Source organism: uncultured Chloroflexus sp. (assembly GCF_938091255.1).
GTDB lineage: Bacteria > Chloroflexota > Chloroflexia > Chloroflexales > Chloroflexaceae > Chloroflexus.
This window is the reverse complement of record NZ_CALLJH010000030.1, coordinates 56,088-70,261: the sequence shown is the minus strand read 5'-3', so window position 1 is coordinate 70,261 and position 14,174 is coordinate 56,088. Positions and strand designations below refer to the sequence as shown.

14 protein-coding genes are annotated in these 14,174 nt (G+C 60.0%); 11 read left to right on the top strand and 3 right to left on the bottom strand.

The genetic code is table 11. The features are described from left to right. The first annotated feature begins 520 nt into the window (after nt 1-520). Complete coding sequence (locus Q1A00_RS11335) at nt 521-1,936, top strand: ammonium transporter (protein ID WP_298482158.1); 1,416 nt, start codon at nt 521-523, stop codon at nt 1,934-1,936. 339 nt (nt 1,937-2,275) lie between these two features. On the opposite strand, the gene Q1A00_RS11330 is transcribed toward Q1A00_RS11335, so the two are convergent. Continuing rightward, nucleotides 2,276-3,097, bottom strand: a complete 822-nt coding sequence (locus Q1A00_RS11330; protein WP_298400841.1) for an ECF transporter S component — start codon at nt 3,095-3,097, stop codon at nt 2,276-2,278. 155 nt (nt 3,098-3,252) lie between these two features. Between Q1A00_RS11330 and Q1A00_RS11325 the strand changes: the two genes are divergently transcribed. From Q1A00_RS11325 to Q1A00_RS11310, 4 genes are all read left to right on the top strand, one after another. Beyond that, a complete protein-coding gene (locus Q1A00_RS11325; RefSeq protein WP_298400844.1) occupies nt 3,253-3,474 on the top strand; it encodes a hypothetical protein in 222 nt (73 codons plus the stop codon). A 318-nt stretch (nt 3,475-3,792) separates the two neighbouring features. After that, nucleotides 3,793-4,173 (top strand): DUF2089 domain-containing protein, encoded by a 381-nt coding sequence (locus Q1A00_RS11320; RefSeq protein ID WP_066784031.1) that lies wholly within the window; start codon nt 3,793-3,795, stop codon nt 4,171-4,173. Further along, nucleotides 4,157-4,522, top strand: a complete 366-nt coding sequence (locus Q1A00_RS11315; protein ID WP_298400851.1) for a hypothetical protein — start codon at nt 4,157-4,159, stop codon at nt 4,520-4,522. The genes Q1A00_RS11320 and Q1A00_RS11315 overlap by 17 nt, the downstream gene beginning before the upstream one ends. A 30-nt stretch (nt 4,523-4,552) precedes the next feature. Continuing rightward, the gene (locus Q1A00_RS11310; RefSeq protein ID WP_298482160.1) at nt 4,553-6,277 is read left to right on the top strand and encodes a DUF4097 family beta strand repeat-containing protein; all 1,725 of its coding nucleotides are present in this window, start codon (nt 4,553-4,555) and stop codon (nt 6,275-6,277) included. Nucleotides 6,278-6,386: 109 nt separating this feature from the next. Here Q1A00_RS11310 and Q1A00_RS11305 read toward each other — a convergent pair whose 3' ends face one another. After that, nucleotides 6,387-6,587 (bottom strand): hypothetical protein, encoded by a 201-nt coding sequence (locus Q1A00_RS11305; RefSeq protein WP_298400857.1) that lies wholly within the window; start codon nt 6,585-6,587, stop codon nt 6,387-6,389. A gap of 85 nt (nt 6,588-6,672) precedes the next feature. On the opposite strand from Q1A00_RS11305, the gene Q1A00_RS11300 reads away from it, so the two are divergent. Then, nucleotides 6,673-7,638, top strand: coding sequence for an ABC transporter permease (locus tag Q1A00_RS11300; RefSeq protein WP_298400859.1), 966 nt, complete (start codon nt 6,673-6,675; stop codon nt 7,636-7,638). Nucleotides 7,639-7,736: 98 nt separating this feature from the next. On the opposite strand, the gene Q1A00_RS11295 is transcribed toward Q1A00_RS11300, so the two are convergent. Further along, nucleotides 7,737-8,036 (bottom strand): hypothetical protein, encoded by a 300-nt coding sequence (locus Q1A00_RS11295; protein ID WP_298400862.1) that lies wholly within the window; start codon nt 8,034-8,036, stop codon nt 7,737-7,739. A 239-nt stretch (nt 8,037-8,275) separates the two neighbouring features. On the opposite strand from Q1A00_RS11295, the gene Q1A00_RS11290 reads away from it, so the two are divergent. Genes Q1A00_RS11290 through Q1A00_RS11270 form a run of 5 tightly spaced genes read left to right on the top strand, consistent with a single transcriptional unit; the run spans nt 8,276 to nt 14,147 of the window. Continuing rightward, a complete protein-coding gene (locus Q1A00_RS11290) occupies nt 8,276-9,361 on the top strand; it encodes a hypothetical protein (RefSeq protein ID WP_298400864.1) in 1,086 nt (361 codons plus the stop codon). A 35-nt stretch (nt 9,362-9,396) separates the two neighbouring features. Beyond that, nucleotides 9,397-11,097, top strand: a complete 1,701-nt coding sequence (locus Q1A00_RS11285; RefSeq protein ID WP_298400866.1) for a hypothetical protein — start codon at nt 9,397-9,399, stop codon at nt 11,095-11,097. 28 nt (nt 11,098-11,125) lie between these two features. Further along, the gene (locus tag Q1A00_RS11280) at nt 11,126-11,848 is read left to right on the top strand and encodes a hypothetical protein (RefSeq protein ID WP_298400868.1); all 723 of its coding nucleotides are present in this window, start codon (nt 11,126-11,128) and stop codon (nt 11,846-11,848) included. 2 nt (nt 11,849-11,850) lie between these two features. Next, entirely contained in the window at nt 11,851-13,302 is a 1,452-nt protein-coding gene (locus Q1A00_RS11275; protein ID WP_298400870.1) for a proton-conducting transporter membrane subunit, read from the top strand. Between the two features lie 29 nt (nt 13,303-13,331). Next, nucleotides 13,332-14,147: a hypothetical protein gene (locus tag Q1A00_RS11270; protein ID WP_299756823.1), complete on the top strand. Its 816-nt coding sequence runs from the start codon at nt 13,332-13,334 to the stop codon at nt 14,145-14,147. Nucleotides 14,148-14,174: the final 27 nt, after the last annotated feature.

Here is a 14,174-nt window from a genome sequence, read left to right as displayed (position 1 = left end):
GCCCCTCCCCCACAAGGGGGGAGGGGGATGGTGTACTACCATTCGTTACCCCATTCGTTCCGCTATTCGGTTATTCGTTGTCCCCCTTCTCTCTCTAAAGAGGAGTTGTACAAAAAATCTAAACTACCACACACATTGATTGTCAATCCTATCTATTGGCAGGCCTATATGGGCCTGTTATCATAATTGCATCAATGATTGCACAAGTTGGTAATCGCCACGATGCACATAAGGTAAGGGGGTGAAGCGCAATGCGCGGCCATCATCTGCGGTGTTGCAGCATGAACCGCGAGCGCACGAGTGAGGAATCTGCAAGTTGTTGTCTGGATACACCGTGATTATGCTCTATTCACAAATTCATAGCAACGGTATATAACCGTTTGCACTCGCGATGATGCTTGTTTGGCCTGCGACGAGGCAGAGGCAGATGGTTTGTGCATTTTATCTAAACGCATGGAGCACATGCATTCCATGCGTTACATGCAATCGCTAAATAGTTCATGGTTAAGGAGCTGCTCTCATGAAGCTTGCATGGCGCACAAAGATCGGTCTCGGTCTGGGTCTTGGCCTTGGTCTCTGGTTGGTCGGTAGCGGGCGCGCCTTCGCCCAAGAAGGCCCTACCACTGCGGAGCTAGCCGTCGCAATGAATACCTTCTTCCTGATCGTTGCCGCGGCGCTAGTCTTCTTTATGCAGGCCGGATTTGCGATGTTGACCGCCGGTCTGACCCGTTCAAAGAACACGACGAACATTTTGTTCAAAAACCTGATGGACTTCGTGATGTGCTCGATCGCCTTCTGGGCGGTGGGTTGGGGAATCGCCTATGGCACCTCGGCGGGCGGATTCATCGGCACCGACCAATTTTTCCTCTCGGCAGTAACTGCCGAGGGTGAGGTACCAGTGCTGGCGAGCTGGTTCTTCCAAGTAGTCTTCGCCGGCACAGCGGCCACGATTGTCGCTGGCGCAATGGCTGAGCGCACGAGGTTCACGGCTTATTTGATCTATAGCTTCATTATCTCGCTCTTCATTTACCCGGTTGTTGTGCATTGGGTTTGGAGCGGATCGGGCTGGCTGAACACCTACAGCGGCAGCACCGAAGGCAACTGGGGCTTCACCGACTTTGCCGGCAGCACAGTGGTGCATAGCGTTGGCGGCTGGGCCTCGTTGGTGGGCGCGATGATCCTTGGTCCCCGCCTTGGCCGCTTCGACCCCAATGGTAAGCCGCGTGTGATCCCCGGCCACAATATGTCGCTGGCCGTGCTAGGCACCTTCATTCTCTGGCTGGGTTGGTTTGGGTTCAACCCCGGCTCGCAATTGGCGATTGCTTCGCAGGGTGATGCTGATGCGGTGGCGATGGTGGCGGTGACGACCAATCTGGCGGCGGCGGCTGGTGCATTAGGCGCGCTCTTCACCGCGTGGTTGCGTTATGGCAAGCCTGATCTGGGCCAGACCCTTAACGGCGTGTTGGGTGGCTTGGTGGCAATTACTGCTGGTTGCGCCTACGTCGATCCGCTCTCGTCAATTATCATCGGTTTCATCGCTGGTCCGATCGTAGTCTTCTCAGCGGAATTGCTTGAGAAACTGAAGATCGATGATCCGGTCGGTGCAGTGCCGGTTCACTTGATCAGCGGTATCTGGGGGACGCTAGCGGTCGGTCTCTTCGCCTCGATCCCCGGCAATACCGGCACCACCGGTCTGTTCTACGGCGGCGGCTTGACCCTGCTCATCTCGCAGTTGGTCGGCGTGGTAGCAGTTGGGTTCTGGACGGTGGCGACGGCGGCGTTGATGTTCTTCGCTATCAAGGCGACGATCGGTCTGCGCGTGAGAAAAGAAGAGGAAGAGGCCGGTCTCGATATCGGCGAGCACGGGATGGTGGCATACCCCGATCTGGCTGTGACACCGGCGGGCAGCAGTGTGAGCGGCGCGCTAGCCAAGTAACGCGAAATGTACCCTCCTCCTTGCGCCCCCACCACTGCGTGACGCAGTGGTGGGGTTGTTTTTGGCGCGAAAAGGCGAAAGCCCGACGACTTGCCGTAGAGAACGCAGCGGTTTTTGACCGCAGAAGACGCAGAGGCTTTGGCAAGGGATCATCCGCAGCACGCTCGGAGTAAACACGGGTGAGGACCAACGCAACGGCGCAAAGAGCGTGAAGGTTTGCAAACATCGTTAGGATAGGTCGCCCCTCACGCGCTCTCGACGGTGAGAGACCTCAACTTTAGCCCCGCCTCCGGCGACGCGCACTGACACAAGGAGCAGCGCACAAACAACCCAGACTGGCTATACCTCCATGCCTTCCACAACCGTAAACCAGAAGCGGTTACGAAACCGGCGCAATTCTTTGAGGACGAGCCGCCCCAGCAGCGCGATCAAGACGGCGTTGCCAAAAGCGCGCACAGCATCCCACGCCAACGAGGTCACGGCGTAAAAAATGGCATACTGGCGGAGCGTCGCCACCACGCCGCTGCCCGGCGTCCAGCCGAGTTCGCCGGGAGGCGCAAACGGCCAGAACCAGAGGTTCATGAGTGCGCCAAACAGAAACCCCCACAGGTAGCCGAAGCCGGCCAGTAGTCCGATCTCGGCCCACCCACCCGGTCGCAAGCGCCGGCCCAGCGGCACGAGCAGACCGGCGCTCATCCCCATCCAACCGCTGACAAACATCTGAAACGGCAACCACGGCCCGACCCCGCCAGTGAGCAGGGCTGAGACCAGCAGCGCCAGCGCACCGAGCAGAAAGCCGAAGCGTGCACCGTACACATAGCCGGCGAGGATGATGAGGAAGAAGAAGGTGGGCGAATCTCCCGGCCCAGCCGGCAACCGCAGCACCGCTACCACGCCGGTCAGCACCCCCAATACGGCAAGGATACGAGTATTAAGCCGTCCGGCACTTAGCTCGGCAATCAGCAGCGCCAATAATGCCGGCCCGAGCAGGGCGAAGAAGATCGGCGCAGTAGCGGCATGTGCTTGGTCAAACCCGGTTTCGGCCCGTCCCATCGCAAAGGGATAGAGAAACGCGATTGCACCGAGCAAACAGATCAGGGCCAGCGCCAGATCGCCAGCGCGCGCTGACCATCGGTTGTGATGAGCAGATTGTGCGGTCATAGCTGTTATCATACCACAAGCCTTTTCCATCAAGAAATACCGATCGAATACCAAAATTAATCAGAGAGCTATTGACAATCACCATTCTAGATGGTAATATTTCATCCAGATTGGCAATTATCACCAAACAAATGAAAAATTTCTGAGGTGTGACAATGATGCGCGATCTCTACCATCACGAGAAGCTATGGCCGCACACAAGCAACGAACGGATCGCCGAGGCCGCCCAAGCCCGGTTATGCCCGCGCGCGCGCTTCGCGCACCGCCCAGCGCGTTGGCTCGGCTGGCTCTTGATCCGGCTTGGTCAGCGCCTGTTGCGCTACGCGGTTGATCGCCGCACCAGTCACCTCACCTATGCGGATAAAGCGTTTGAGTGATGGAGACAACTTGTGATCACCGTCCAAAACGTCTCGCTACTCACCTGCCCACGCTGAAACGTTCGACTTCTCGCCCAATGAACTCCAAGGACAGACAGCACGTATGCACGTAGATACGGTTGATAGGATGCTGGTGAGCCGGTTTACCCTCCACCCCCAGCCCCGCCCCATAGCGCGGGAGAGGGGAGCGCGGAGCCGAGCGTTGAGCCATCGCATAGCAATCAACGGTTGTGTGCGATCACGTGTTCTGTTCGCCCTTCAATCCAAAGCGGTGAGGCAGCAATCTAGTAACATTCGCACAACAGCAAGGAGACCCCTATGCACCCGCTTCTTACCCGTGATCCCATTACTGGCGGTGAGTTGATCGTGACCCGGCTCGAGTCGCCGAGCAGCGGGATCGTGATAGAAGGCCGTTTTAGCCTCGGCTGGATTGGCCGGCTCTCGCCCGAACAGTTGGCGTTTGTAGAGTTGCTAGTCAAGAATCGTGGCAATATCCAGCGCCTCGCAGCCGAGCTCGATATTGCTTACAACACCGCCCGCGCTCGCCTCGATGAGATTGTTGCTCTGCTCGGCGGCCCGCCCGAACACGAACCGCGCGTCGATCGCCGCCAGATTCTCGACCGCCTCGCCGCACGCGAGATTTCGGTTGAAGAGGCACTCCGCTTGCTGAAGGGAGTCGGCGATGAACAGCGCAAATGAAGAACGTCACCGGATTTTGCAGATGATCGAACAGGGCCAGCTTTCGGCTGCTGAAGCCGCCCGCCTGCTCGATGCCCTCAGCGCCGACCCGCGCCCGCTCGAACGCAGCCACGCCCGCTTGGTGCGGGTGCGCGTGACCGATCTGGCGTCGCAACGCCTCAAAGCCTCAGTGGCCATTCCGGTTAGCTTGATCAACGTCGGTCTGCGGCTTGGCGCGCGGCTGGCGCCCCAACTGAGCGGCAGCGCCCTCGAAGAGCTGATCCGCAGCGTTGAGCGGGGCACGACCGGATTGCTGCTCGAATGGCAGGATTTGGAAGAGGGTGAACGAATCGAGATAGTGGTCGAATAGCGAGCTAGTGAGTAGCTCAGGAGCACGACGATGAAAGAACGAATTCCGGTTGAGGAGCCAATCACGATCACGATCCAACCGGTCGAGGGTGATCTCACAATTCGCGGCTGGGACGAGCCGGCGATCGAGTGGCAAGCTGATGAGCCGGTGGCGGTGCAGATCGGCGAAGCGGGGGTGGTCATCGGCCCGTGCGATGGCGATGTGCAGTTGGCCGTGCCTGCCACCGCTGAAGTGCGGATTTCGGTTTGCGATGGCGACGCGCGGGTGATGAACCTGCGCCGGGTAAAGGTAGATCGGCTCAGCGGTGATCTGGCATTGCGCCAGATTACCGAGCACGTCGCAATTGGCTATCTAGCCGGCGATGTCACTGCGACCGCAGTTGCTGAGTTAGCGGCGACGGCTGACATTCATGGCGATGTCACGTTGATTGATGTACCGGTGGCCCAGTTTAGCAGCGTAGCTGGTGATGTCACGGCGCGCACTGTGCTAAGCATGGCAGTGCAGCGCCTCGATGGCGATTTAACTGCTAACGGCCTCAGTGAGCAGTTGGTGGTCAGCGTGATCAATGGTGATGTTGAGGTTGCCGCCACCGGCGTCGCCCATCTCCGGCTCGATCGGGTGAACGGCGATCTGACGGTAAGCGGGCAGGCGCGGGCGTTGCAGTGCCTGTCGGTAAGCGGTGATGTTGATACCGAGGATGCGCAGATCGATCAATTGAGCGTTGAGACGGTCGCCGGCGACATAGAGATCGGCAAGCTGGTCGGCGGTCAGATCGGCATCATCGGCGGCGACTGCAAGCTGGCCAGCGTGACAGGTGATCTGGCGATTGGCAATGTCGGCGGTGACTGCACAATTAAGCAGGCCAGCGGCAACCTAAGCATCAACGCAGTGGGAGGCGATTTGTCGTTACGCGCCAATTGTAGCACCGGCAGCGTTATCCGGGCACAAGTGGGTGGTGATGCAACGATCCATCTTCCCGAAACACCCGATCTGGCGCTGACAGCAGTGGTAGGCGGCGAGATTAGCGGGGCCGGCGCGCAGCCGTCGTTCCCCGGCCAAGAGGTCGAGCTGCGTTACGGCAACGGAGCGGCCAGTCTACGCCTCATCGTGGGCGGCGATTTGGTCGTCAAAGGCCCCGCCCAACCGGGGTCGTTCAGCAGTATCGGCGCACAACTGGGGCAAGAGTTAGGTGAACTGGGCCGCGAGCTGGGCCGTGAGTTGAGCGAACTAGGCCGCGAGCTAGCCGCCGAGCTGCGCAGCGCGCTATCGGGCCGCGATCCGGATGCGGCTGAGCGGGCGCGCGCTGCTGCCGACCGTTTCGCCAAGCGCGCGCGCCAATTGAAAGAGGAAGCCGGCCCCGAACGGGTGCGGGTGCGGATCAATCAGCGCGAATGGCGGCTCGATCCCGACCGGATCGAGCGGATCAAAGAGCAGGCCCGGCAGGCGGCAGCGGCTGGCCTGAGTGGCGCCCTTGAGGCGGTGGAACGCGCACTCAGTCGCATCCAACCACCCCCGCCTGTGCCACCTGTGCCACCCGTACCGCCCGTACCGCCCGTGCCGCCCGTGCCGCCGGCCCCGCCACACCATGCACCGCCGTCGCCACCGCCGGCAACCGGCCAAACCATTCAACTGCGCTCGGCACCACTTAGCGAGGCGGAGCGCGAACAACAACGGGCCTCGATCTTGCAGATGGTCGCCGAAGGGCGCATCACCGCCGCCGAGGGCGATCTGCTGCTGGCCGGATTGGATGAGTAGGGGATGGCGGGTGATTTACCGCAGAGGGCGCCAAGAACGCAGCGGATGATCACCTTCCCTCATACCTTTGCGCTCTCTGCGTTCCTTGGCATCTTTGCGTTAAAGAACTTTACGTCTCTGCGGTGCCGGCCAGCCGTCCGGCGCCGCGGCGCTCTTGGCGTTGGCCCTCACACCCCCGGCCCTCGTTCCCGCCTGACGGCAGGAGCGAGAACGCTGCCTGATCGGCGGGACAGGCACCGTGGAGCGGAACACCGCAGCGCCCCTTGCCCGCTGGCGTGGGCAAGGAGTTGGAGATGAGGACAGTCGCCACAACCAGACGCCAAAACATCACAAGCGAATAGTGGGTTACACTATGGGGAGGAATGGAAACTGTGAACAACCAGACGAGATAGCTTATGATCCTGCGCTACCTGCTGCGCCGCATTCTCTTACTGGGGGTAACGGTCCTCATCAGCTCACTGATCATCTTTTTAATCTGCCGGCTATTACCCGGCGATGTCGCCCGCGTACTGTTGGGCCGCGAAGCTGGCGAAGCGGCGTTGGCCGCACTACGCGCCGAACTCGGCCTCGATCGCCCGTTGCCCGTCCAATACCTCGACTGGCTGCGCGGCTTTATCACCGGTGATTGGGGCATCTCGTACAGCACACGTCAACCCATTCGCCCGCTCGTGTTCGAGCGGCTCGGCAATTCACTATTACTGGCCAGCGCTACTCTTCTGCTTGCATTGCCGCTCGGCATCGGCCTTGGCGTGTGGGCAGGCTGGCGGGCCGGCAAACCCGACGACACCGTCATTAATGTGAGCCTCCTCTCAGTCACCGGCTTGCCCGAATTCGTCACCGGCTTACTACTGATCGACCTCTTCGCCTTTCGGTTGCGCTGGCTGCCGGCCAACTCATCAATCCGGCCCGACGCCACCTTGATCGAGATCGCGCCCCAATTAGCCTTGCCGGCCATCACCGCTACGCTCGTATTGCTCGCTTACATCGCCCGCCTTACCCGCACCGGCGTGATCACCGAACTGCGCCAAGAGTATGTTCGTACCGCAACCCTCAAGGGATTGTCACCGCTCGCCATTCTGCGCCGGCACGTCTTGCGCAACGCACTCTTGCCCACGATTACGGTGATCGCGATCAGTCTGGGATGGTTAATCAGCGGGTTGATTGTGGTAGAGAACGTCTACAACTACCCGGGGATTGGCCGGCTGCTAACCTTCGCCATTGATCGGCGCGATCTGCTTTTGCTGCAAGCCGTCGCTATGATCACGGTTGTCATCTTCGCAGTTGCCAACTTGTTAGCGGATCTACTGTACGCGCTGCTCGATCCCCGCATCCGGCTCGGTGACGAACGCGAACCGGCCTGAAACAGACCTTAACATCCAGTACGCCCGAAACAGCAACGACAGCCCGTTGGGCTGTCGTTCAGGCAACATCGTCTCATCGTGAACCGTTGTCACACGCTTCAGGCTTGAAACTGGTCAAGCAACGCTAGCACTTGCTGGCGATACTGCGGCCAAACCCGCCGTCCGATCAAGCCCTCGATGACATACTCTAGGCAGCTACGACTGCTAAACGAGGCTTCGATGCCATCGGAAGGGCGTATGACATAGCCACTCCAACGCTTGCCACCATCAAAGATAATATAGAGAAGTTGATTTGCCACCACCAAACGATACTCTACGGGATGTTCGCTTTCCCGTTGAGATGTGATCGCCATATTGCCGGCTGGCGAGCAATAGATATGATCAAAACAGAAGAACATCGTCATTTCTCCTCGCTTAGCAGACGCCAAAAGCACCTGAACTACCGCTAGCGCTGATATGATTTAGGCATTGAGCGTGGCGCCGGAGTTCAGCTCGACGCCTCTCTACTGTACCATCGTTCATTGTACAAGCCTACCATCTCTGGGTGGATCGGCGGGTGGATCGACGGTGGATGGCCGCCGCTGCACTGGTTGAAGGGAGCGTGGTATAATGCGCCGCGACAGAGAGGAGAGGCGGATTGAAGTACCAACTGGCGCTCCAACCGGTTGCAGGCGCGTGGCATGGCGAGCACGTCACGCTGACGATACAGGGTGAATACATTATTGATGTCGAATACCGGCCAACGATCGGCGACGGCGCGTACGCTCGCCGGCTCACGCAGGGCGGCATTGAGAGCGCGATGCGCGCGTCTGCGCAGATCTGCCCCTATTGCAGCGTTGCGCATACCTTAGCACTAAGCTTGGCCATTGAGGCGCTTACCGAAGTGACTCCACCGCTACGGGCGCAAGCCATCCGCGCTATTTTGGCGGAACTGGAACGCGCGGCATCGCATACCAATACACTGGCCGCGCTAGCCACCGCCTTGGGCTTACGTGATGCTGCGCGGCTAAGCCGGCTTGAAACCCGGATCCGCTCGATCTTACTCAACCTATGCGGTCGCTACGAAGCGGCGGTGATTCGGCCGGGCGGATTAGCGGAAGAGCCGGATGAGAGCGCCTTAGCTAGCGCCGAACAAGCGATCAACGATTTGTTACCGGCGATGATCGCAGTGGCCGAGCAAACGATCCCACGCCGAACGCTCTTGGCGCGCATGGTTGATATCGGCGTTTTGAACACTGGCGCCGCCAAAGAGTTTGGGCTGGCTGGCCCCTTGGCGCGCGCTAGCGGCGTACCCACCGATGTGCGCACCGATGCGCCATACGCCGGGTATACCGTCCTTGCCCCAGCGCTCGTGGTGGAAGAGGGCGGCGATGTGTATGCGCGGGCGGTCGTCTTGTTGTTGGAAGCGATTGAAGCGTTGCGCGTGGCGGCGCGTTGGTTGCATAATCTCCCGATTGGCGTCATGCAGGAGCCGATCCAGTTGCGGGCAGGTGAAACAACCGCAACCGTCGAAGCACCGCGCGGCCCCCTGCGGTATACTGTGCGCAGCGACGGCCAGCGTCTCACCGAGGTGCAGATCGGGATTGCGCCGCAACTTGACCGCTTACTAGCGCGTTCACTCCTGCAAAAAGCTGCGGTTGACGATGCGCTCCTGATCGCCATCTCAACCGACCCATGCACGGCATGCTGGCAAGCAGCGACCTATATCATTGGTCGCGAATAACGCTTCTGCAATCAGGGGGAGGATAGCGACGCTTCATGGGTGTTACTGCCGGACTGATAAGCTTACTGGCGGTTGCTACCGCTTGCTTTCTGCTCAGCCGCGCTGGCATTACCCGGCGCTTAGCGTTACTCGCTACGCTAGCCAGCGGGATCGCCATGGTTGGGGTCATCATTGACCCGCTTGAACCGGCGGAGGCGACGCCGTTGTACAGCATTGGCGCGATCGCAGTGGTCTTGCCAGCGCCAGTTGCTCTGAGCGAACGAGCGCTGGCAGGAGGGCTATTATTTGGCGGAACCATTGGTCTGCTCGCGTTAGCACTCGCCGTTCCCCCCGCTACTAAAAGCTTTGGTACACTGTTTGGCTGGCTCACATTGGCGCTTGCCGCTGCGCTACTCAGCTTAACGATCCCCCCATTCAGCGTGTTGACCCCGCTCAGTTGGGCGCTGGCTGTGCTGGCCGCCCACGGCGCGTTACTCGCTAGCGGTGTGATGCCGGCACCGGGGCGACTTCCCCCGCACCTGATTGCCGGAGCAGTCGCCGTCGTGGCCGTGAGCGGTCTCATTGCGCTTATGGCGCTGCTGACCCCTGATACAACGCCTGCAACAGCGCCGGTACTCTTCGCGGTGATCGGCGCACTGGCCTTAGCCGGAGCGCCGCCGTTCGCCGGAACACGCTTGAGCTTTGCCCATGCGCCAGCGCCGGTTGGTGCGCTAATCGCTGGGCTGGTATTGCCAACGATTGGGTTGGGGTTCGTGGTGCGGGTCATACCGCAATTACCGCCATTGCCGGCGCTCGCCGGCCAGTTGTTGGCTGCTGCTGGCGCCATCGGCGCGCTCGGAGCCGCAGTCGGTGCGCTCTGCGCGGCGAATGGGCGCGAGTTGGGGTTGTGGCAGGGCGCACTACAAGCCGGGGTGATCGTGTGCGCCGCAGTCATCAACGATCCTCTGGCCGGCTTAGCCGCACCGGCACTCTTACTGGCCTTGCAGCTCCATGCCATTGCTGGCGGGATCGTGGTCGCAGCGATCATCCAACGTCAGAGTAGCGATGCGCTTGACGGATCAGCAGCGCAGGTGGCGCTACCCTTGAGCGGCGTACTTTGGCTGCTCACCACCGCCATTGCCACCGGTCTTCCGCTTGGGTGGAGCTTTTGGGGATGGCGCTGGCTGATCGAAGCACTCGCCACCCGGTTGGTTTGGGCTATTGCGCCACTCATCGCCGCTGCCCTGATCGGTCTAGCAGCCGGGTTGCCGCTCGTAATCCGGTGCTGGCATGGTCAGACGACGACGCGCGAACATTGGCCAGAAGGCATGCTTGGAGGCTTGGCACTCGCGCCACTGGTATTGGCCGGCCTGATCCCGTGGTTGGCATGGCCGCTGTGGTTGAGCTGGTCGCCCTTTGCCCCGCCAGTGCTCCCCGCCGATCCGGTTGCTTGGCCGTTGATTAGCTTTGCCTTGGCCAGCGGCCTTGGCGGATGGCTATTAGCGCGGCGAGCTAAGCGGCTCGACCCGCCACCCAATATCGGCAACCCCGTTATCCCCACTTGGCAGGGAATGGGTGATAGGTTGCGCGGGCTGGCGGAAGCCGCCGATGCGCACACAGCGCTGATTTGGCTGGGGCGCGCGATCGATCGGGTAGCGAGCATGTTGCATACCGGCATGATCATCTTCGAGCAACGCTACTACCTCTTTGGCGTAATCGTCGCGCTGTTGGCCATCCTCATCTTGATGGCGCAATGAACGTCGCCTTGACAAGGAATGACGGACTATGACGTTTGATATCTGGATCATACTGCTCGGCATCTCGGCAGGCGGCATCTTACTGTTGCGCGATTGGCGGCTGACAGTCATCTTGTTGCTGTTGAACTATGGGGCGCTGGCCGGCTTACTGAACGAACAACCCTTCGTGCGACCCGATCTCGGCCAAGCAGGGCTAAGTTCGCTAGCCTTGATCAAACTCATTACTGGCGTCTGCACCACGCTCATTCTCGCGGTCACGGCACTCACATTTTCGCGCGATTATGGTCTCGAAGACCTCGATGAGTTCGGGCAAGCCGAGCTACGCCGAGCCTTGCGCGCCGCTGCTCGCCAACGCTCCACCGAAACGCTGCGGCTGATTGATTATGTCTTTCCATTTTGGTCAGGAGTTGCCGCCTTGATCGCCAGCATCGTTCTGCCGATCATCTACCCGATTGCGCCCAGTCCCGGTCTCGATTTCGCATGGTACTGGCTTGCGCTTAGCGGTATGCTCACGATGGCCACGGCTAGCGACGTATTGAAAATCGGCTTGGGCTTGCTCCTCTGCACCAGCGGGATTGACTTATTGTACAGTGCGGTCATGAGCGCGCCGGCGGCAAGCGGCTTAAAGATCATGGCGCTACTGTTGCTCAGCGTTGTCCAAATCTTGTTGGCCTTAGCTATCGCCTACCTCGCTGGGATCGTCTATGGGCGATTGAAGACGCTCGCGATCAGCGAACTCTACCGCGGATAACCATGCTGTACCTGTTACTCATCTTTTTCCCGCTCAGTATGGCCTTCAGCACCTTTCTCTTGCGCCGGTTGCCCCGCATTGCCATTGCGCTGAGCATCGGGACGCTAGTCGTTGAATTGTTGCTCGCCGTACAAGTACGGGTTGACGATCCGGTGCGCGTCTTAGGAGTGACATTATTGCTCAGCCCGCTCAACCAAATCTTTCTCTTTCTATTTTTAGGGGTGGGCATTGCAACACTGACCGCGGCGCTCATCGTGCCGCACGGCGAAAACTTCAGCGCCATCGGCCTGCTCACCGTTGGTCAAACGATCGCAATTCTGGTGATGCAAGACTCGTTCGTGACCGCCTTGGTGTTGGTGGCCATCGGTCTGACAACGGTGCTAGCCATTGTTGATCTACCAACCGGAGCCGGGGTCTTGGTCAACCGGCAGACGCTGGCAACTGCATTGAAGTATCTGGTCTTAATGGTCGTTGCCGGTATCTTGCTCTACATCGCCTACGTCCTCACCGATATCTTTCGTCCGGGTGAACTGCCGGGGCGCATTTCGCCAGCTCGGTTTATCTTAGCCTTGCTGGCCGCCGGATTTGCGTTGCGTATGGCGCTGACGCCGTTCCATTCGTGGCTGGTCGATCTGATATCATACGCCGGATCGCTGGCGGCCATCCTTATTATCGCCCTACCAGCGCCGGCGAGCTTGCTCGTTTTGTTGCTGACGATGCAAAGTTTTCCGACGCTGCTCTTCGAGGGAGGGCAAGCGCTTCATGTGCTGCGCATCGGGGCGGCGATCAGCGCCGTGTTAGCCAGCGCGCTAGCATTGACCGCAAGTACGTTGCGCCAGCGCATTGCCTATCTGATCGCAAGCAATTGCGGTATCATATTCTATGGATTCGCCTCACTGTCATTATCCGGCCTGAGTGGCGCGCTGGTTGGTGTGATCAATCTAGCGTTAGCCGTGACAACCATTCTGATCAGTCTGGCCCTGCTCGAACATCCGCACGAGCGCCTGACCGCAGAATCTCGGAACGACCTCTTCTGGCGCCAGCCAGTGGCAGGCGCCGGCGTGTTAGGTGGCGGGTTAGCGTTAATCGGTTGGTTGCCGTTTCCGGGTGGAACCAGCTCGCTCTTAGTATTACAAGCAGCCGCAGCGATCCATTGGGGCGAATTGTTGATCGTGCTGGCGGCAATGGGCTTAGCGGCGCTGACACTGGTGCAATTGGCCGTGCAGTATCTGATTGGTTCGCGCGACATTCCCTCAGATGAGGAACCGCCGCTGCTTGGCGAAACCGAACTGGATCGCCTGCCGCTGCCCCAACCAGCTAGCGAACCATTGAGCAGCGTTGCCCTCATCAGCATCTTGCTGGCTGTGATGTTGGCAATCGGCCTCTGCCCGAATGTGCTGTTGCCAACGATCGAAGCGGCGGTGCGCAGTCTGGCTGCGCTGCACGCTGTATAGCAAAGCAGAGAAAGGAAGCGACAACCTTCATGTTGATAGCCGGATTGATAGCACTGATCATCTATCCGGGCGGCACACTGGCTATCGGGCTAGGCATTGGCTACCGTTTGCTCACCACCCGCCAACTGCCGGCCAATGGCAGCTTGCTCCTGACCACGGACTGGATTGGCTGGCTGGCGCTGGCCACGCTGGGATTAGTTGCCGGCGGTCTGGCCAGTTTGCCGTGGCCATGGCATCCGGCGCCACTGCCATTTGGTTGGTTAGGGGCTTGGGTATGTTTGGAAGCGGCGGCGTGGCTCCCCTTCTGGCCGGCGTTGTCGTCCGGGGCGCCTCACCTCGTGCGCGCCGCTGTGCGCGAAGCTCAAATCGGCGTATTGGGACGAGCCATCGTATGGAGTGTCGCTGTCATCAGCCTGAGCAGCTCAGGCGGTTTGAGCGGCTGGACGCTCAGCGGCCACCTGCTCATCTGGCTGGCCGGTCTGTTCAGCCTGCCGGCGGCGATCAACTGGGGTCCATTCGGGCCAGAACCATCGTTAGGGCCGCAAGGGATCACCGAAGGGTTGCCAGCGCGTCCGGCGGCAACCTTAACGTTTGCTCGCGATACAGTTGCGGCAGCCCTGCTGACCGTCGTCTGGATGGCAGGCTTACCGCGCGAACTGCTGCCGCCATGGGCTGAGCTGTTGATCATCATTGGCGGCAGCGCCATCACAGCCCTTGCTCTCCAATGGTTGCAAGGCCGGCTGCCACGCTTAAGCGTGCCGGCGGCGCTTCGCACTACGCTCATCTGGGCGGGGAGTCTGGCGGTATTGGCTGTGGCAATGCTGGGATTAGGACAAAGCGCCTGAATGCCTTCCGCTATCTGCGGCGTGATC